We start from the raw sequence: 18,228 nt of genomic DNA on the forward strand, positions 1-18,228 counted from the left end.
GCTTTTAGGCCTCGGTGCCGCTTGGCTGCGGGCCGGTCGCCGCCGGCTCGCTGCCGGCCACCACTTCACCGTTGCGGCGGCGGGTGCGCGTGCGGTTGCGGCGCGCGCGCGACGGCTGCTCGCCGTCGGCCGTTGCGGTTGCGGCGGGACCTGCTGCGGGGGCGGTTGCTGCGTCAGCGGCCGGCTCGGAGGAACGACGACGGCGGTCTCCCGAACGTCCGCCGGATTCGGCGCCGCTGCGGCGGGCACCTTCCCGGCTGCCTTCCCTGCTCCCGGTGCGGCCGGCGTCGCGTGCGCCGGAACGGCCGCTCTCACGTGCGCCGTCGCGGCTGCCGCTGCGGGCATTCTTCTTGCCGGTTTCGCCCAGGTCCTCCAGGACCTCGGCGTCGACGCCGGCCAGCGTGCGCTTGCTGCGCGGGAGCCGGCCCTTGGTGCCTTCCGGAATGTCCAGGTCCTCGAAGAGGTGTGCCGAGGAGGAGTACGTTTCGATGGGCTCGGGAACGCTCAGCCCCAGCGCCTTGTTGATGAGGCCCCAGCGCGGCATGTCGTCCCAGTCCACGAACGTGACGGCGGTGCCCTTGTTGCCGGCGCGGCCGGTGCGGCCGACGCGGTGCAGGTAGATCTTCTCGTCCTCGACGCACTGGTAGTTGATGACGTGCGTGACGTCGTCAACGTCGATGCCGCGGGCGGCGACGTCGGTGGCGACCAGGACGTCCACCTTGTTGTTGCGGAAGGCGCGGAGGGCCTGCTCGCGGGCGCCCTGGCCGAGGTCGCCGTGGATGGCGGCGGCAGCGAACCCGCGGTCCACGAGTTCCTCGGCAACCTTGGCGGCGGTGCGCTTGGTCTTGGTGAAGATGATGGTGCGGCCGCGGCCGCGCGCCTGCAGGATGCGGGCCACAACCTCGGCCTTGTCCATGCTGTGCGCACGGTAGATGAGCTGGCGGATGTCGCGCTTGGTCAGGCCCTCGTCATCCGGATCCGCGGCGCGGATGTGGGTGGGCTGCGTCATGTACCGGCGGGCCATGGCGATGACCGGGCCGGGCATGGTGGCCGAGAACAGGAGCGTCTGGCGGACGGCCGGCGTGCCGGCGATCAGGGTCTCGACGTCCGGGAGGAAGCCGAGGTCCAGCATTTCGTCAGCCTCGTCCAGGACCACGATCTTGACGTTCTTCAGCACCAGGTGCTTCTGCTTGTAGAGGTCAATCAGGCGGCCGGGGGTGCCGACCACAACCTCGACGCCCTTCTGGAGCGCGTCGACCTGGGGTTCGTAGGCACGGCCGCCGTAAATGGTGGCGATCCGGGCATTGCGCTTGCGGGAGGCGTTCTGGAGGTCGTTGGCAACCTGCACGGCGAGCTCACGCGTGGGAACGATCACCATCGCCTGCGGGGCACCCGGGGCGGGCAGCTTGTCGAAGCCGGCGTCGTCCGGGCCCACCACGCGCTGCAGCGCGGGAATGCCAAAGCCGAGGGTCTTGCCCGTGCCGGTCTTGGCCTGGCCGATGATGTCGTGGCCGGAGAGCGCCACGGGCAGGGTCATCGCCTGGATGGGGAACGGGTGGGTGATGCCGGCATCGGCGAGGGACTCGACAATGTCTGCCCGCACGTTGTAGTCCGCAAAGGACTTTTCCGCTATTTCGTGGGGTTTTTCATCCGAGATGATGGTTTCTTCCGGCTCGATGGTCTCGGTTCCGGAGTCATCAGAGAGAAGCTGGTGGGTATGCAATTCACTCACAGGGGAGTTTCCTTATTCATTTGGGCATTGGCACCGCCTGCTCAACGGGGCCGGCCCGAGGGCCGTTCCGGAGCACGCTCAGGCGCGCAAGCAAATCCAGTGGAAGCCGATCGCGGGCTATCTAAATGCTGGCACTGGGGACCAGCGGGTGTGTCTCAAGATCGCGTAGGGGCGGGCTTGTTGAATTCAAAATCAAGGAAATCAACGACCGGGCATCCATTACTACCTCTTCAGTCTAGCTGGCAAAACCGGATTCCCTGACGGGCGCGGCCGCGCACCGGCAGGAATCGGCGGCAGGATCAGCCCACGAGCTCGAGGTGGATCTCGCGCGTGGCGATGTCCGATGAGATCAGGCGGACGCGCACCTTGGTGCCTGGCTCCATTTCGCCGGCGCATCTGGCCGTGACGGCCGGCTCCGCGATCTGGACGACGCCGGACGGGCCGGAGCCGTTGGACGCCTTGCCGTTGGATCCCTTGCCATTTGGGCCGTTCCCGTTGCCGTTCCCGTTGCCGTTTCCGTTTTTGGCGGGCTTCGAACCGGAGATCACCACGGCGTCGAATTCCTGCCCGACGTGGTTGATCAGCAGGGCGGCTTCCACGGTGTCCAGGGCCAGCCGCTCCATCCTCGAAGCCAACTGGTCCGACGTAGCCATGATGTCCGGCAAAGTGGGCAGGGCCTCACGGGCCCAAGCCGGCACGGTCTTGTTGTTGCTCAATGCCTCGCAGATGACCAGGACGAAGCGGTCCACGAGCCGGCGCAGCGGAGCCGTGGTGTGGGCGTACGCCGTCCCGATGGCAGACTGGGTGGCCTCGTCCGGGACGGTTCCGTCAAAGTGGGTGTACCCGGCACCCCGGAAGAGCATGCCTGCCGAATGCAGGATGGCCAGCTGGCGGTGGTCGGTGGGATCGAGCGTCCGGAGGTAATCCCCGTAGCTGGCTTTTCCGTCCCACGGCTTGCCCAGGGCAGCGGTCTGGCGCCTGAAGTGGCTGAGGGAGCGCTCGTCCGGTGCCGGCATGGTGCGTAGGATACCGACTTTGCCCTCAAGCATCAGGCCAGCCGCTGCCATCCCCGTCATGAGGGAAATCTGGGCGTTCCAGTCCTCCACCGGAAGCTGCGGCGCCGCCACGATCCGGTAGCCGCCGTCGGGAAGCTGCACGATTTCCTGCTCCGGCGTGTTCAGGCTTGCCCCGCCGCGGGCGCGTTCCAGCTCAACCCGCTTCAGCCCGACCTCGCGCAGGAGCACCAGCACCGGCGCGGCCGTTCCGGCGTCAAGTTCGGCCTGGACGTTCTTGTAGTTGAGCTTGGCCCGGCTGCGGACCATTGCCCGGCGCACCAGCACGGACGTCACTTCGGCTGCGGCATCGAGCTCGAACTCCCACACGAACGCCGAACACAGCTGCCCGGCGAGCAGGCTGCCGGCATTCTCGCTGATGACCTCCGGGTGCAGTGGAATGCGGCCGTCGGGGGCGTAGAAGGTCTGTCCGCGGCGGCGGGTTTCGGCGTCGAGGGCGCCGCCCGGGGCCACGAAGGACGGCACGTCCGCGATCGCATAGAGAATCCGGTAACCAGCCCCGGACCGTTCGATGAAGAGCGCCTGGTCCAGGTCGGTGGACGACGGCGGATCTATCGTCAGGAATTCGACGGCGGTCAGATCAAGCTCCGGCAGCTCCCGTTCCGCCACGGCCGCTTCCGCTTCTTTGAGCACGTCCTCCGGGAATTCGCCGGGCAGTTCCAGCTCCGTTCGGAGCGCGCTCAGGGCGTCCGCAAGCGCGTTGGTCTGCTCATGGACGCTGGGGGACAGGCGATGATGTGACACGAAAATCAGGTTAGCCCGAATTGCGCCGTTAGTCTTGGATTATGGGCACATCCTCGGCTGACACCGCTCGGTACGACCGCTTCGTGGCAGATCTGTTCGGCGTCATGGCCTACGGCGAGCTTTCCGCGTTCGAACGGCTCTCCTCGGATGCCCGCTATTCGCCCACGCTGCACGACCGCGCCGTGCTCGGCAGGATCGCCGTCATAGAGTTCCGGCATTACGAGATCGTGAATGCGAAGCTCGCCGCCATGGGCGTGGACGTCGAGGATGCCATGCTCCCGTTCCAGGCCGCCGTTGATCACTTCCATGAACGGACCCGGCCTGCGGACTGGTACGAATCCCTGATGAAGGCTTACGTGGTGGACACGGTCTCCGCCGATTTCTACCGCATGGTGGCCCGGTACGTGGATGCCGAAACCCGGGAGGTCATCGAGCAGATCCAGTCATCGGAGGAAGCCACGGACGTACTCCGGGAACGCCTGAAAGGGGCGCTCGCCGACGATCCCCGGCTCGCCTCGCGGCTGGCGCTGTGGGGCCGCCGGCTCCTGGGCGAGGCCGTCACCCAGGCCCAGCGCGTGGGCTACGAACACGCATTCCTGAGCGGGTTGCTCACCGAAGCGGAGGACGGTGCGAACGATGCCGCGGCGCGGGAGCTGATACGCAGCCTCACGGCGGAACTCGCGGACAACCACTCGCGGCGGATGGTGCAGCTTGGCCTGAGCGGATAGCGGCCCGCTCGGCCCGTAAAGGTTGCGGGTCGGCTGGGCGTACCCGGCTGCGACCCGACCTCTGCTACGACGCAGCGGCCGACTGGTCGGCGGCATCCAGGGCGGACAGCAGCTCGGCAGCCGCGGCTGCCGGATCGGCCGCCTCGGTGATGGCGCGGACGACGACGATCCGGCTGGCGCCCGCCGCCACGACCTGCTCCACGTTGGTGAGATCGATCCCGCCGATGGCGAACCAGGGCAGGAGCAGGCCGCCGACTCTTTCCTCATCCGCCTTGCGGACGGCCTCGTCGGCGTACCGGACAAGGTCAAGGCCGACGGCGGCACGTCCGGGCTTGGTGGGGGTGGCCCACACGGGTCCCACACAGAAATAGTCCAGCCCGGTGCGGCCGTGGGTGGCGGCGATGGCGGCATCCACCTGGCCGGTGGTGTGCGTGGACAGCCCGATCACCGTGGCGGCGTGCAGGAGCTTGCGCGCCGAACGGAGCGGCAGGTCTTTTTGGCCGATGTGGAACACCGGTGCCCCGGACAGTGATGCGATGTCCGCACGGTCGTTGACGGCCCAGAGCCGGCCGTGCCGGTGGGCTGCCTGGCGCAGGACGTCCAGAAGTTCGAGTTCCTCGGCGGCCTCAATGGTCTTGTCGCGCAGCTGGATGATGTCCACCCCGCCGGCGAATGCCGCATCAACGAAATCGGCGAAGTCGCCGCGCTCCTGGCGGGCATCGGTGCAGAGGTAGAGGCGGGCGGTGGTGTGGACGTCATGCGCGGTCATGGCACCCAGCCTAGTTCCTCTAAACTGGGCAGGTACCGCGGGAGCCCGCTGCAGCTGTCACAAACGGCGCAGGGCTGAGAGGGCGTGAGAGCCGACCGCTTGACCTGATCCGGTTAGTACCGGCGTAGGGAAGGATTTCCATGAACCCTGGATCCGGCGGGACCACCGCTGCCACAGCAACTCTGCATGCCGACGTCGCCGTCATCGGCGGCGGCGTGGTGGGCCACGGGATTGCCTGGGAGGCAAGGCGCTCGGGACGCTCTGTGGTCCTCATCGATGAAGCGCCCGGAACGGGCGCCAGCTGGGCGGCCGCAGGGATGCTGGCACCGGTCAGCGAGCTGCATTACCAGGAAGAGGAACTCCTGGAGCTGATGCTCGATTCCTCGGCCCGGTGGCCGGCCTTCGCTGCCGCGCTCGCAGACGGCGGGCGGGACACCGGTTACCTCCCGACGCCGACCCTCGCCGTCGGCGCGGACCCCGCCGACCGCCGCGCGCTGATGGACCTACGCGAAGTCCAGCGGGCCAGCGGGCTCGTCGTCGAACCGCTGACCATCCGGGAGGCACGGTCCCGGGAGCCGCTGCTGAGTCCGGGCATCTCGTGCGCCCTGGACATCCCGGCCGACCACCAGGTGGATCCGCGGCGGCTCGTGGAGAGCCTCGCCGCTGCGCTCGCCGAGCACACGCCCGGTTCCGGGACCGCGGTGGCCGGTGCGTGGGAGGGATACGCGGTCAGGGAGCACGCCGCTGGCCTGCTGTGGGACAACGAGGGGGTCTGCGGAGTCCGGCTCACCGGCGGCGGGACTGTCCTGGCCGGCGAGACGGTAGTGGCCAACGGCCTGGCCGCGGGATCGCTGGACGCGCTGCCGGAGGGCCTCAGGCTTCCGCTGCGGCCCGTGTACGGGGACATTCTCCGGCTCAGGGTCCCGGAGCGACTCCGCCCGCTGCTGACCGCCACGGTCCGGGGCATGGTCCGGGGCGTGCCCGTGTATGTGGTTCCGCGCCGGGACGGCACCGTGGTGATAGGTGCCACCCAGCGGGAGGACGACCTGTCCGGACCCAGCGCGGGCGGGGTCTATCAGCTGCTCAGGGATGCGCAGTCCCTGGTGCCCGCAGTGGCGGAACTTGAGCTCCTTGAAACCACAGCCAGGGCGAGGCCGGGAACACCGGACAACGCGCCGTTGCTGGGCCGTGTCCCGGCAGGCCGTGCCCCGTCAGGCGCCGGAAGGTCGGTGGCCGGGCTCATCGTCGCCACCGGGTTCTTCCGCCACGGCGTGCTCCTGACCCCGGCGGCCGCGGCAATCTGCCGCGAGCTGATGGACGGCGTGGAGGACGGCCGCTGGGCTGCCTTCCGGCCTGGGAGGTTCTCCCCGGAGCTGTCCGCATCCGGCGCCGCCGCAGTGAGCGCCGGCGAGCCACACAGCGCCGGCAACCCATCTTCAGCCGGCGACCTGTATTCATCCGGCACAGTCACATTTGACCAGGACAAGGAACCAGCATGAACATCACACTGAACGGTATTGAACACGCAGTGGGCGCCGGCGCCTCCGTCACGACGCTCGTCAGCCAGGTCACGGGGCGCATACTTGCCGCGGACGGACAGGCCGCCGACGGCCAGCGGCTCGGGGTGGCCGTCGCACGCAATTCCGAGGTGGTGCCCCGGAGCCAGTGGCACAGCACGGCCCTTGCAGAGGGCGACGACATCGAGCTCGTCACAGCAGTCCAGGGAGGATGAGGACGATGACCGAAACAACAGCGGCCGCAGCGCAGCAGGGGACCGGTTCAGCCGACCGCCTCGTCATTGACGGCGTGGAACTGACCTCGCGGCTCATCATGGGCACCGGCGGGGCTCCCAGCCTGGACGGGCTCGGCGCCGCGCTGCTGGCCTCCGGCACCGAGCTGACAACGGTAGCCATGCGGCGCTACTCGCCCGCCGAAACGGGATCCCTGTTCCAGCTGCTCCTGGACAACAACATCCGCGTGCTGCCAAATACCGCCGGCTGCTTCACGGCGCGGGACGCCGTCATGACGGCCGAGCTGGCGCGCGAGGCCCTGGAAACCGACTGGGTGAAGCTGGAAGTCATCGCCGACGAGCACACGCTCCTCCCGGACGCCGTGGAGCTTGTGGACGCCACCGAGCAGCTGGTCAACCGCGGTTTCAAGGTCTTTGCCTACACCAACGATGATCCCGTCCTGGCGCTGCGGCTCGAAAACCTGGGGGCAACCGCCGTCATGCCGCTGGGCTCACCCATCGGGACCGGGCTCGGAATCCTCAACCCGCACAACATCGAGCTGATCGTGTCGCGGGCTTCCGTTCCGGTGGTGCTGGATGCCGGGATCGGCACGGCCTCGGACGCGGCACTGGCCATGGAGCTGGGCTGCGACGCCGTACTGCTGGCCACTGCGGTGACCCGGGCCCAGAACCCGTCGCTCATGGGGGAGGCCTTCAAACACGCGGTTATCGCCGGTAGGCTGGCGAAGGCGGCCGGGCGGATCCCGCGCCGCGAGCATGCCTTGGCGTCATCGGCCATGGAGGGCAGGGCAGAGTTCCTGTAGGTCCGGACCGCCCACGGAGACCATGCCGGCGCGGCACGCTCACTGGATCCTCGCTTAGGAGTCAGCCGTGGCCGCCAGAGACGACATCCTCACCCGCCCGCAGATCGACGCTGCGCTCGCCGGCCTGCCCGACTGGCGCTACCGGCTCGGCGGCCTGGTCACCGTCTACAAGACGCCGACGGCGGCTTCCGCGCTTGAGCTGATCGCCGCCGTCGGGCGCATTGCCGAGGACAGCAACCACCATCCCGACCTGGACTGGCGCTATAACCGCTTGTTCATCCGGTTCAGTTCCCACGACGCCGGCGGCGAGGTCACGCCGCGCGACGTCAACGCCGCGGCCGCGGTCTGCGACGCCGCAGCGGCTGCGGGAGCCCAGTCGGAGCCCGGCCTGTACCGGACCGTGGAGATCGGGATCGACACCACGGACGCGGCGGAGATCTCCGAGGTCTGGCGAGTGGCCCTGGGCTACCGGAAGGGGCGGGACGGCGACCTGGCGGACCCCCACGGCCGCGGGCCGGGGCTATCGTTCCAGGAAACCGGCACTCCCAACGACAACCGCCTGCACGTGGACATCCACCGGTCCAAGGCCGAATCTGCGCCGGCCCTCGAGAAGACGGCGGCCACCGGCGCGTTAATGGACAGTGACCACGCACCCGGCCGGGTGGTGGTCACTGACGCCCAAGGGAACCGGCTATGCCTCTGCACTGAGGAAGGCACTGGGCCGGCAACCTAGGAGCACCCGACTGCTAGATCTTCAGGGCAGCCGTCAGCCGCTGGGTGTCCTGCCGTGCACGGACCCTGCCCAGGTAGATGGCGACTGCCACGGCAGCCGCGGTGCCGGCGATCATGGGAACAATCCACGGAATCCACGTGAGTCCCGGCTGGTAGCCGAGACCCGCCGTCATGCAGATGATCCAGGCAAGCATTCCCACCCCGGCAGCCACGCCCGCCGGGAGGAGAATGCCGTACTTGGCGTGACGTTTGTCATTGGCCCAGACGATGAAGCCAGCAGCGACGGTCACCAGGAGCACAATAGCGAGGGACAGCACGGTGCTTCCTACAGTGCGCCGAAGCCGACCCGGCGGACTTCCTCGGCGCCGATTTCGACGTAGCCCAGGACGTTCGCGGGGATGATGATCTGCCGGCCCTTTTCGTCGGTCAGCCGCAGCTCAGTGCCTTTGGCGAGGGATTCCGCGACAACCTTGGCCACGGAGTCTGCATCCTGAGACGATTCCAGCACAATTTCGCGGCCGATGTTCTGAATGCCGATCTTTACTTCCACAGCAAGGCCTCCCAGCCAATCAAAGTTGAAATTTCAAAGGTGTTCTTCCTATGTAGTCTAGGACTCTTTGGGGAAGCGAGAGATTCCGCGCCAAGCTAAACGGTAGATGAGGTCACTGGCGACATCGAGGTCGAGATTGCCGTCCGTTTCGAGCCAGTAGCGTGCGCTGACCTGCGCCATCCCGGCGAGGCCGCGGCCGAGCAGCTGGGCCTCCAGGAGCGGCAGTTTGGTGTCTTCGGCGATGACCTGCGCGATGGCGTCCGCGAAGGCCTTGTTGAAGGTCTCAAGGCGCGCGCTGACGTCCGGATCGTTGACGAGGTCGGACTCGAACACGAGGCGGTGCGCCTGGTCGTCACTGTCAATGAACCGGTAGTAGGCGCGCATGACGGCCTGGACGCGCTCCTTGTTGTCGGTGGTGGAGTTGAGCGCGCCCATCATGAGGTCGGTCAGGGTCCCGAGGTGGCTGTCCAGGAGCGCCAGGTAGAGCTCGCGTTTGGAGGGGAAGTGCTGGTACAGCACCGGTTTGCTCACGTGGGCCGTTTCGGCGATCTCGTCCATCGCGGCTCCGTGGTAGCCGTTGGCGACGAACACCTCCTGGGCGGCGGCCAGCAGCTGGGCCCTGCGCTCGTCCCGCGGCAGCCTGGCGGATCGCTGCCCTGCGGCCCGGGGGGTGCCGGCCGGGGAGTGCGCGGCCCGAGTTCGATCAACGGGTGCATGATGAACCACGGTTGGCCTTCTTTCAATTGCTGTTAACTTCACTTTACCCGGGGGTAATATGACCGCGCGGTATCTTCAGGCATACATTGAAGTATGGCTTCTCCGTCCACCGCAAATGCAGCACTCACCTCACTGGATCCCTTGGTTGATCCGGCACCCGGACTCTCGCCCGAGGAGGTGGAACGGTATTCCCGGCACCTCATCATTCCGGAGATCGGCGCGCTCGGCCAAAGGCGGCTGAAGAACGCGCGCGTCCTGGTGATCGGCGCCGGCGGACTCGGGTCTCCCGCCCTGCTCTACCTGGCCGCGGCCGGCGTCGGGACCATCGGAATCATTGACGACGACTCCGTTGACCTGAGCAACCTGCAACGCCAGATCATCCACGGCGTCCAGGACGTCGGGCGTCCCAAGATCGAATCGGCGCGCGACGCGATTGCGGCGCTGAACCCGCTGGTCGACGTCAGGCTGCATGATGTCAGGCTCGACGCCACGAACGCCCTGGAGCTTTTTTCCGGCTACGACCTCATCCTGGACGGGGCGGACAACTTCGCCACCCGCTACCTCGTCAACGACGCCGCGGCGATCCTCGGTAAGCCCTACGTGTGGGGATCGATCTTCCGCTTCGACGGCCAGGTCAGCGTGTTCTGGGAACAGCACGGCCCCACCTACCGCGATCTGTACCCGGAGGCGCCGCCGGCGGGTTCCGTGCCGTCGTGCGGCGAGGGCGGCGTTTTCGGGATGCTCTGCGCTGCCGTCGGGTCCCTCATGGTGACGGAGGCCGTAAAGCTGATCACCGGCGTCGGGCGTTCCCTGCTCGGCCGTGTGGCGTTGTATGACGCCCTGGGCGGCAGTTGGCGCGAGATCAGGGTGGCCAAGGACCCCGCGGCGCCCCGGATCACGGAGCTGACGGATTATGAGGCGTTCTGCGGCATCACGCCCGTGGCAGCCACCGACACGGAACACACCATCACCGCAACGCAATTGGCCACCATGCTCGCTTCGCGCGATGCCGGGCTCAAGGACTTCGAGCTCGTCGACGTCCGGGAGACCGGGGAGTACGACATCGTCCGGATTGACGGCTCCGTCCTGATTCCCCAGGGCAGGATCCTCGCGGGCGAGGCCTGGGGCGAGCTGCCGCAGGACAGGGACATCGTGTTCCACTGCAAGGCGGGGACACGATCCGCAGCGGTGCTGGCAGCCGCGCAAAAGGCCGGCTACCAGCGCGTGAGCCATCTCGACGGCGGCATCCTCGCCTGGGTCAGGGACGTGGAGCCGCAGAAGCCCGTCTACTGACAGCGGCGCTGTCTTTCGGCGGGGCATGTCACGCCGCGACGACCGGGATGCGCCGGGACATGAGGACCTTCCCGGTGATCCAGTCCAGCAGGTCCACCGTCAGCGTGTAGGTCCCGGGTGCCGGCGGACGCAGCAGCATGTCGTAGCGCTCCGCCGCGCCGAAATTGACGATGCTGGTCCGCAGGGGGCCGGTGGCGGAAATCGGCCGTGCCGCCCCCGTCGGGCTTGACGTGTCGCGGAATGGCCGGCCGTCGTGCGCTATCAGTTCGGCCATGGCAACGCGCTTGCCGGCGGCGTCCGTGAAGTACGCGTTGACGGGGAAGTAGTTGGCGTTCAGCAGACGGAGCAGGGTGGGTTTGACGGTGCCTCCTGCCATCCGGGCGCGGATGCGGCTGAGGAAGATGGGGCCCTCCTTGTTCGGTGCCGGGGCAAGTTCCCCTCCCAGCAGGTAGAAGTGCTTGGGCTCGAACTTGTCCAGGCCCGCGTCGTCGCCGGAGAGCCCTGCAGCGTGGTTCAGTTCGTGCCAGCGGGGATCCACCGAATAGGGGACCAGTATTGTTTCGGTACCGATGTCGTATTCCGGCCCGTCAACGAACGCCCGCCGGGCACCGCTGGTCACCGGGTAGTCCGGATGGACCGCCGGGTCAATGATCAGTGGACCGAACATTCCCATTTGCACATGCAACGTGGTGTTGACGTGGCAGTGATAGAAATACGTGCCGGCCGCCCCCACATTCGGGTTGCCGGGTTGCCCGCGGTCCGGCCGCCATTGATAGGTGTAGCTCCCCGACACCTCGAAGGAGGTGTGGCCCACGCCGTCGTTCCGCGGATCGGGTTCGATGCCGTGCCAGTGAACCGTATGGACCTTTTTGCTGGGGTGAATGGTCCCGTGGAATAGCTGGCCCTCGGTGATCCGGACCAAGGGCGCGGGGAAAATCCGGCCCGAGTTCTCGGTCTCGAACGTCCACATCTCGAATTCGCCGCCGTCGTCGAATTTCATCTTGCGGTTGAAGAACTTGAATTCGTGGGCCACGTCCGGCGTCTGGCGGAACTCCGTTGCGGGGCTTCCCTCATGCATTTGCTGTGAGCTGAAGTCGACCTGGCTGCGGAACAGCTCGTGCGACGCGGCGCCGGCAGCGGCCGGGCCCGGAGCTGCCAATGCCCAGTGGCCCACCAGCCCGCCGGGGTACATCCCGCCCTTTGCCACCTGCGACGGTTCGGCGTGGCAGTGCATCGGGTAGTCCCAGTCCTCTTTCCGGGCGTTCCACACCTCATCGATGGCCTCCGGCGGACGCCTCAACGGGAGCAACGAGTCTTTTCGGTCCAGGGGGTGCATCTCAATGACGTCCTCCCACTGCTGGAGCACGATGTGGCCGGCGGCGTCGACCTTCCCGCCGGTTCGGGGGAACGGCGTTCCGTTCCGGTTCACGGTCCAGAGATGGTTTCCGTGGAAATGCAGTTGGTGGTGGACCACCCCGGCGTTGAGGAAACGCATGAGCTGACCCGTCGCGACAGTGCCGGCGGTGGCGCCCTTGCTGAAATTGCGGACGTCGATCTGGCGTGCGGACCCGGACATCAGGGTGTCCTCATCGCGGACGCGGTTCAGGGCCTCATCCGTGGACGCGGCCAGGGACTGGAAGCCGCTGCGGCCGTTGAGGGTGAAATACCGCGGATACACCGGTGTCTTGTCGGGGTCCACGGTTCCGTTGCGGGACGCGATGCCCGCCCACACGGGGTCGACGTTGTGGAGCATCCACACCCACTGCCGCTCGAATTCCGGCCCGTTCGTCGTGGGCAGCCACGGCGAGGCCGGGTCGGTGACCAGCAGGGCGCCAAAGAGGCCAAGAACCCGCTGGACGGGGTCGGCGGTCGGATCGGCACCGGGATCGCAATAGAGGTAGGTACCTGCCTTGGGGGCCTTGAATTGCAGTGTCTTGGTCTGGCCCGGTTTGATCACGCCGGTGCCGACATGGCCGTTCCCGGATCCGGCGTTCAGGAACTGCAGCGCATGCTCCTGGGCCAGATGGTTGGTCACGCGAATGCTGATGGTGCTGCCGGTTTCCGCGATCAGCGTACGGTCCGGGAAGAAGCTGGCCCAGTGTGCCCGGCGGACCAGGAATTCGCCGGGGTTGGCAGGGTCCTTGGCGGCGGGCGCAGGACGCCCCAAGGGCGGAACTGCGGCCTTGAGCGGGTAGGTGCGGCTCGCCACGACGATACCGTTCCGCAGGAATACGCGGGGGCTCACCGCGAGGCTCGGCCTAGGATCCGTGACGAGGGTCCGCCGGTCCCCGAATCCCCGGTGGTAGACGAGCGAGCCATCCACCATGGGCAGGAAGCCGTCGTTGATGTGCAGGTCCAGGGGGCTCATGACTTCACCTGGGTTGCGGTCAGGAGCGGCAAGGCCAGGCTCATGCTCCCGTCCTGCTCCGGCTCGGAGTATTCGAGTTCCATGTCCAGGGCGTCGTGGGGCGCCAGGTAGCTGATCCAAAGACGCTCCGTGGCGCCGGCTGCTATGGCGCCGGGGCCCTTGTTGAAGTCCTGGGGCGTGACGGTGATGCCGGACGGCAACAGCTTCAGGCGAAGCTGGCCCGGGGCAAACAGAACGGGCTCGGGCCGGCTGTTGGTCAGGGCCACTTCGAGGAGGACGACATCGCCCCACGTGAAATTGGCCGGCTGCGGCCAGCCGGAATCCGGGAGGACTCCGCCGTCATGCGTATGGGCGGCAAGGCTGACCATGGGATCGCCGGGGGACCGCCGGGGCGCTCCGGACAATGAGGCCGCGGCACCAGACCCGGTAATGTGCGATGCGGCGGCAGCCAGCGACTTCGTTGCCGGCCGGCCCTGCGCGTCCAGTCGCGCCAAACGGCCCGCCTTAACTACCGACAGGGAGCCGAAGGCCGTAGCGACCGGTTCGGCGCTGTTCGACGTGCTTCGCGAGACCACACCGTAGGTACCTCCGGCCGCGAGCAGCAAAGCCCCGCCGCCTACGATGAGGCCGAACTGCCTGCGGCTGAGGGCAGGGACTGTTTCTGCGGGCGGATTCGGCTTCATTGTCGCACCCCTTATTCGCATTCACGGACAGGTTCAATGCTGTCCGGGAAGCCTATGGAAAGGTTGGGCGTGCGGCCCCTCTGATGGGGGCGGAGGAACCTAGGCGGAGTTCCGTTGGTCCCCTGCCTGGGGACGCCTGGCCGGAGCCACCTGGCTGTGATCGACGGGGCACTCGGCCTTTGCCGCGGCTGCCGGCTGTTCCACGGTGATGCCGTAGAGGGTTTCGAGGGCGGCGACGTAGTCGTCCTGCTGACCGTTGGACGCCAGCTCCCGGGCCCGGACGGTGGGGACGTGGAGGAGCTGCTTGACCATGCGGCGGAGCGCGAATTCAACTTCTTCAGCCGCTGCGGTGCAGCCGTGGCGGGCGCGGACCTTTTCCATTTCCGCGTCCAGGACGTTCATGGTGTGGCGGCGCAGGGCCACGATGGCCGAGTCCACGGACCGGGCCTCCCGCTCCTGTTCGAAGGCTGCGGCTGCGCCGGACACCAGGCTGCTGGCCTGGGCGAGGGACTCCGCCTGCTCCTGGGGGGCCGCGAGGCGCACGGACTCCAGCGTGAGGAGCTCCACGCCGTCGAGCTCTCCCACGGCGGGGTCGAAATCGTGCGTCAGCGCCAAGTCGATCGCGATCAGCGGCTGGGCCGAGTTGGCGCGGACTTGTGCGAGCTCGGATGCTTCCACCCTGGCGTCGGAGCCGCTGCACCCGATCATGACGTCGGCGGCTGCCACGGCGGCGTCCAGCGTGTCGCCGTCGAGCGCCGTGCCGCCGCGGGTGGCCACAAACGTTGCGGCCCGCCCTGAGGAGGAAAAGACCGCGATGTCGCGGCAGCCGCGTTCGCGCAGCAGCGCCATGGTGGCTCCGGCGTAGGCGCCGGTGCCGAACACCACAACCTTCTTCTGCGACCAGTCGGTTTCCTCGGAAAGGTCCGTCGCGAGATCGAGGGCCACTGAGACGATGGACAGGCCCCGGGATCCGAGCGCTGTCTGGGCGCCGACGTCCTTTGCGGTCTTGGAGGCGGCCTGGAACAGGCGGACGAGGCCGGAGCTGGCCGTGCCTTCGTGCTGGGCGGTGATCAGCGCGCGGCGCACCTGTCCCGCGATTTCGCGTTCGCCGACCACAGCGGAGTCCAGGCCGGAGCTGACGGCAAAAAGGTGCTCGCTGACTTCGGGGCCCGTGTGCGTGCTGAATGACCGGGACACGAGCTGTTCACTGAGCCCGCTCATGTCGCTGATCTGGCCGACCAGGGCGGCGCGGGCGGCTTCGACGTCGTCCGCGTGCGCCGCTTCGCCGTAGATTTCGTAGCGGTTGCAGGTGGCAAGGACAACCGCACCCGTCACAGCCGGCGATCCGGCGAGGGCGGATGTGGCGATGCCTGATGAACCGTTGCTTAGCTGAGCAACGGTTTCGAGGTCGATGTCGGCGTGAGTCGCCACCAATGAAAAAAGAACCACAGCACGACAATCATAGCTTTTTCGCAACCTCGTAGAACAACCCCCGGCCCGGATCGCCGTCCTCCCGCCCTGTGATTCTTGCCACGGACGGTCAATTCGATCCCGGGATGACAGGCTGTCGTTATCTTTTGGGGGCGATTTTCGGCACAATCAGAGGCATGACTTCTAGCGCTGCAACTTCAGCCGGCACCGTTCTTGACGCAGGCCATCCGCTCATGGACGGCCGCACCGCCGACTCGCCGCTCATCACGGCTTACCGCGGCGGCAAGCCGAGCCGCCGCCCGGTCTGGTTCATGCGGCAGGCCGGCCGGTCCTTGCCCGAATACCTGAAGGTGCGTGAAGGCGTCGCCATGCTGGACTCCTGCCTCCGGCCCGAACTGGCCTCCGAGATCACGCTGCAGCCTGTCCGCCGCCACGACGTGGATGCGGCGATTTTCTTCTCGGACATCGTCATCCCGCTCAAGCTGGCCGGCGTCGGCGTTGACATCGTGCCGGGCATCGGTCCGGTCCTGGACAAGCCCGTCCGCACCGCCGCCGACGTTGCGGCCCTGCCCAAGCTCACGTGGGAGGCGCTGGAGCCGATCCGCGAGGCCGTCCGCCTGACCGTGGCGCAGCTGGGCAAGACGCCGCTCATCGGTTTTGCCGGCGCACCCTTCACCCTGGCCGCCTACATGGTGGAGGGCAAGCCGTCCCGCGACCACCTGGGCCCCCGCACCATGATGCACGCCGATCCGGAAACTTGGACCGCGCTGGCCAACTGGGCCGCTGACGCGTCCGGGATGTTCCTCCGGGCGCAGCTGGAGGCGGGCGCCTCTGCCGGGCAGCTGTTCGATTCGTGGGCGGGTTCCCTCGGCCTGGCGGACTACAGGCGTTTTGTCGCGCCGGCATCTGCCCGTGCGCTGGACCATGTCCGCCACCTCGGCGCGCCGCTGATCCACTTCGGCACCGGAACCTCCGAACTCCTCGGGGCCATGCGCGACGTCGGCGTGGACGTCGTCGGTGTGGACTACCGCCTCCCGCTGGACGAAGCGAACCGCCGGCTCGGCGGCACCGTGCCGCTGCAGGGCAACATCGATCCGGCGCTCCTGTCGGCCCCGTGGGACGTGCTCGAGGCGCACGTCCGGGAGGTCATCGCGTCCGGCGCGGCGGCACCCGGCCATGTCCTGAACCTCGGCCACGGCGTGCCACCGGAAACCGACCCGGACGTGTTGACGCGCGTCGTCGAACTCATCCACTCCATTTCCCCGGAGTAAGGCAGTGGCCGCGGGCAATCCTCCGGCTGCCGGACGCACGGCCCTGGTGGTGGGGGGCGGCATCTCCGGCCTCATGGCCGCGAGGGAACTGGCCCGGGCCGGCCTCCGCACCACGCTGCTTGAAGCCACTGACGCCTGGGGCGGCTGCGTCGGCCGCCATGAGGTCGCCGGGCTGACGCTGGACAGCGGTGCCGAATCCTTCGCCACGCGCTCCAGCGCCGTGGCTGAGCTCGCCGCGGAACTGGGTCTGGCCGAAAATATTGTGGGCCCCCATCCCGGCGGGGCGTGGGTGCAGCTGCCGGACGGTCCGCGCGAGCTTCCCAAGACGGGCGTGCTCGGCATCCCGGCGAATCCGTGGGATCCGGAAGTGCGCCGGTCGCTGGGGCTGAGGGGCTCCCTCCGCGCCTCGCTGGACAAGTTCCTGCCGTCCTCCGTGGGCACCACGGCGGACGTCTCGAGCGTCTCCGCCCTGGTGAGGGCCAGGATGGGCCGCCGGGTCCTCGAACGGCTCGTCGAGCCGGTGGTGGGCGGCGTCCACTCGGCCGATCCCGGGTTGCTGGACGTCGACATGGTGGCTCCGGGGCTCCGCGCGGGGATCGCCCGGCATGGGTCGCTGGCCGCCGCCGTCGCCGCCCAGCGCAAGGGTTCGGGCGTGCAGGGTTCCGGTGGCGAGGGGACTGCGGCCAAGGCCGGCTCCGCCGTCGCCGGCTTGACGGGCGGCATGCACACGCTGGTTGCCGCCCTCGTGGCGGATCTTCGCCGGCGCGGCGTGGAGCTGGTGCCCGGCACCCGTGCCGACGCCGCGGCCCGGACGCCGGGCGGATGGCTGATTGCGGCTCACGGGAAAACGTACGACGCCGATGTGCTGGTGGTCGCGCTCGACGGGCCTTCCGCCGTCGGGCTCCTCGAGGATGCGGTGCCGGCCCTGGCCGGCCACCGGCCCGGCCCGGGGCCGGAGGTCAAGCTTGTGACACTAGTTGTGGACCTCCCTGAACTGGACGCGCGACCGCGCGGAACGGGAATCCTGGTGGCCCCGCAAACCGCCGGAATCCGGGCCAAGGCGCTTACGCACGCCACGGCCAAGTGGGACTGGCTTGCTGCGGAGGCGGGGCAGGGCAGGCACGTCCTGAGGCTGTCGTACGGGCGCCGGGACAGTGGCGGCCCGGCCGGGCCGGCGCCGGCTGCGGGACCGGATGCTGCCCTGCGTGACATCGCCTTGCAGGACGCGTCAGCCCTGCTGACTGTTCCTGTCAAGGCTGAGAACCTGGCGGGCTGGGACGTGGTCTCCTGGGCCGGCGCCCTTCCGTTTGCGGCCGTCGGTCACCGGCAGCGGGTGGAGGACGTCCGCAGAATATGCTCCGGCAGCCAGGATCTTCTGATGGTGGGCGGGTGGCTCGCGGGCAACGGCCTCGCGGCCGTGGTGGCTGACACCCGGACGCAGCTGCGGGCGTTCCTGCAGTAGCGCCCCCCGGGGGGGGTGCCTCTATGGTTTTCGTCAAGCGGCTGAGGGTAGCCGGGGTTCGTAGAAGGTGCCGTCCCTGAGCATGGCGTAGAGGGTGTCGCAGCGGCGGCGGGCGAGAGCGA

The 18,228-nt window shown here is 68.1% G+C and carries 17 protein-coding genes and 1 riboswitch; of the genes, 8 read left to right on the plus strand and 9 right to left on the minus strand.

Going from position 1 to position 18,228, the window contains the following annotated elements; translation table 11 throughout:
* Window positions 1-4 precede the first annotated feature (4 nt).
* Together ABFP37_RS03760 and ABFP37_RS03765 are read right to left on the minus strand one after the other, a co-directional pair.
* Window positions 5-1,732 (minus strand): DEAD/DEAH box helicase, encoded by a 1,728-nt coding sequence (locus ABFP37_RS03760; RefSeq protein WP_347032773.1) that lies wholly within the window; start codon window positions 1,730-1,732, stop codon window positions 5-7.
* Window positions 1,733-2,031: 299 nt separating this feature from the next.
* Entirely contained in the window at window positions 2,032-3,549 is a 1,518-nt protein-coding gene (locus ABFP37_RS03765; protein WP_347032774.1) for an RNB domain-containing ribonuclease, read from the minus strand.
* A 41-nt stretch (window positions 3,550-3,590) separates the two neighbouring features.
* Between ABFP37_RS03765 and ABFP37_RS03770 the strand changes: the two genes are divergently transcribed.
* Entirely contained in the window at window positions 3,591-4,277 is a 687-nt protein-coding gene (locus tag ABFP37_RS03770) for a ferritin-like fold-containing protein (RefSeq protein ID WP_078028088.1), read from the plus strand.
* 64 nt (window positions 4,278-4,341) lie between these two features.
* Here ABFP37_RS03770 and thiE read toward each other — a convergent pair whose 3' ends face one another.
* Window positions 4,342-5,046 carry a thiamine phosphate synthase gene (thiE, locus tag ABFP37_RS03775; protein ID WP_347032775.1) on the minus strand — a complete coding sequence of 235 codons (705 nt, stop codon included), beginning with the start codon at window positions 5,044-5,046 and terminating at the stop codon, window positions 4,342-4,344.
* 27 nt (window positions 5,047-5,073) lie between these two features.
* Window positions 5,074-5,194, plus strand: a riboswitch (TPP riboswitch).
* Between thiE and thiO the strand changes: the two genes are divergently transcribed.
* The 4 genes from thiO (at window position 5,187) to ABFP37_RS03795 (ending at window position 8,332) form a co-directional block, all read left to right on the plus strand.
* A complete protein-coding gene (gene thiO, locus ABFP37_RS03780) occupies window positions 5,187-6,545 on the plus strand; it encodes a glycine oxidase ThiO (protein ID WP_347032776.1) in 1,359 nt (452 codons plus the stop codon). (Overlaps the previous riboswitch by 8 nt.)
* Complete coding sequence (gene thiS / locus ABFP37_RS03785) at window positions 6,542-6,778, plus strand: sulfur carrier protein ThiS (protein ID WP_347032777.1); 237 nt, start codon at window positions 6,542-6,544, stop codon at window positions 6,776-6,778. The genes thiO and thiS overlap by 4 nt, the downstream gene beginning before the upstream one ends.
* Before the next feature lie 5 nt (window positions 6,779-6,783).
* Complete coding sequence (locus ABFP37_RS03790) at window positions 6,784-7,599, plus strand: thiazole synthase (RefSeq protein ID WP_078028085.1); 816 nt, start codon at window positions 6,784-6,786, stop codon at window positions 7,597-7,599.
* A 67-nt stretch (window positions 7,600-7,666) separates the two neighbouring features.
* The gene (locus tag ABFP37_RS03795; protein ID WP_347032778.1) at window positions 7,667-8,332 is read left to right on the plus strand and encodes a 4a-hydroxytetrahydrobiopterin dehydratase; all 666 of its coding nucleotides are present in this window, start codon (window positions 7,667-7,669) and stop codon (window positions 8,330-8,332) included.
* Window positions 8,333-8,345: 13 nt separating this feature from the next.
* On the opposite strand, the gene ABFP37_RS03800 is transcribed toward ABFP37_RS03795, so the two are convergent.
* Genes ABFP37_RS03800 through ABFP37_RS03810 form a run of 3 tightly spaced genes read right to left on the minus strand, consistent with a single transcriptional unit; the run spans window position 8,346 to window position 9,607 of the window.
* On the minus strand, window positions 8,346-8,648 hold the full coding sequence (locus ABFP37_RS03800; protein WP_078028083.1) for a hypothetical protein: 303 nt from the start codon (window positions 8,646-8,648) through the stop codon (window positions 8,346-8,348).
* Window positions 8,649-8,656: 8 nt separating this feature from the next.
* Window positions 8,657-8,881 carry a DUF3107 domain-containing protein gene (locus tag ABFP37_RS03805; RefSeq protein ID WP_078028082.1) on the minus strand — a complete coding sequence of 75 codons (225 nt, stop codon included), beginning with the start codon at window positions 8,879-8,881 and terminating at the stop codon, window positions 8,657-8,659.
* Between the two features lie 57 nt (window positions 8,882-8,938).
* Window positions 8,939-9,607: a TetR/AcrR family transcriptional regulator gene (locus ABFP37_RS03810; protein WP_078028081.1), complete on the minus strand. Its 669-nt coding sequence runs from the start codon at window positions 9,605-9,607 to the stop codon at window positions 8,939-8,941.
* Between the two features lie 84 nt (window positions 9,608-9,691).
* Here ABFP37_RS03810 and moeB point away from each other — a divergent pair, with 84 nt between their 5' ends.
* Complete coding sequence (gene moeB / locus ABFP37_RS03815) at window positions 9,692-10,891, plus strand: molybdopterin-synthase adenylyltransferase MoeB (RefSeq protein ID WP_347032779.1); 1,200 nt, start codon at window positions 9,692-9,694, stop codon at window positions 10,889-10,891.
* A 28-nt stretch (window positions 10,892-10,919) separates the two neighbouring features.
* On the opposite strand, the gene ABFP37_RS03820 is transcribed toward moeB, so the two are convergent.
* From ABFP37_RS03820 to ABFP37_RS03830, 3 genes are all read right to left on the minus strand, one after another.
* The gene (locus ABFP37_RS03820) at window positions 10,920-13,259 is read right to left on the minus strand and encodes a multicopper oxidase domain-containing protein (RefSeq protein WP_347032780.1); all 2,340 of its coding nucleotides are present in this window, start codon (window positions 13,257-13,259) and stop codon (window positions 10,920-10,922) included.
* Window positions 13,256-13,942: a hypothetical protein gene (locus ABFP37_RS03825; protein WP_078028078.1), complete on the minus strand. Its 687-nt coding sequence runs from the start codon at window positions 13,940-13,942 to the stop codon at window positions 13,256-13,258. Before ABFP37_RS03825 ends, ABFP37_RS03820 begins: the two co-directional genes overlap by 4 nt.
* Before the next feature lie 99 nt (window positions 13,943-14,041).
* Window positions 14,042-15,391, minus strand: a complete 1,350-nt coding sequence (locus ABFP37_RS03830; RefSeq protein WP_078028077.1) for a glutamyl-tRNA reductase — start codon at window positions 15,389-15,391, stop codon at window positions 14,042-14,044.
* A 158-nt stretch (window positions 15,392-15,549) separates the two neighbouring features.
* Between ABFP37_RS03830 and hemE the strand changes: the two genes are divergently transcribed.
* Both hemE and hemG read left to right on the plus strand, forming a co-directional pair.
* The gene (hemE, locus tag ABFP37_RS03835) at window positions 15,550-16,644 is read left to right on the plus strand and encodes a uroporphyrinogen decarboxylase (RefSeq protein WP_078028076.1); all 1,095 of its coding nucleotides are present in this window, start codon (window positions 15,550-15,552) and stop codon (window positions 16,642-16,644) included.
* A 4-nt stretch (window positions 16,645-16,648) separates the two neighbouring features.
* Entirely contained in the window at window positions 16,649-18,106 is a 1,458-nt protein-coding gene (hemG, locus tag ABFP37_RS03840) for a protoporphyrinogen oxidase (RefSeq protein ID WP_347032781.1), read from the plus strand.
* The last annotated feature ends 122 nt before the right edge of the window (window positions 18,107-18,228 follow it).

Origin of the sequence: Burkholderia sp. RS01 (assembly GCF_039748055.1) — a bacterium.
Taxonomy (GTDB): domain Bacteria; phylum Actinomycetota; class Actinomycetes; order Actinomycetales; family Micrococcaceae; genus Arthrobacter.

Coding starts and splice junctions, on each gene's coding strand:
- ABFP37_RS03770 (WP_078028088.1), top strand. CDS start 3,591: ATGGGCACATCCTCGGCTGACACCGCTCGGTACGACCGCTTCGTGGCA.
- thiE (WP_347032775.1), bottom strand. CDS start 5,046: ATGACCGCGCATGACGTCCACACCACCGCCCGCCTCTACCTCTGCACC.
- thiO (WP_347032776.1), top strand. CDS start 5,187: ATGAACCCTGGATCCGGCGGGACCACCGCTGCCACAGCAACTCTGCAT.
- thiS (WP_347032777.1), top strand. CDS start 6,542: ATGAACATCACACTGAACGGTATTGAACACGCAGTGGGCGCCGGCGCC.
- ABFP37_RS03790 (WP_078028085.1), top strand. CDS start 6,784: ATGACCGAAACAACAGCGGCCGCAGCGCAGCAGGGGACCGGTTCAGCC.
- moeB (WP_347032779.1), top strand. CDS start 9,692: ATGGCTTCTCCGTCCACCGCAAATGCAGCACTCACCTCACTGGATCCC.
- ABFP37_RS03820 (WP_347032780.1), bottom strand. CDS start 13,259: ATGAGCCCCCTGGACCTGCACATCAACGACGGCTTCCTGCCCATGGTG.
- ABFP37_RS03825 (WP_078028078.1), bottom strand. CDS start 13,942: ATGAAGCCGAATCCGCCCGCAGAAACAGTCCCTGCCCTCAGCCGCAGG.
- hemE (WP_078028076.1), top strand. CDS start 15,550: ATGACTTCTAGCGCTGCAACTTCAGCCGGCACCGTTCTTGACGCAGGC.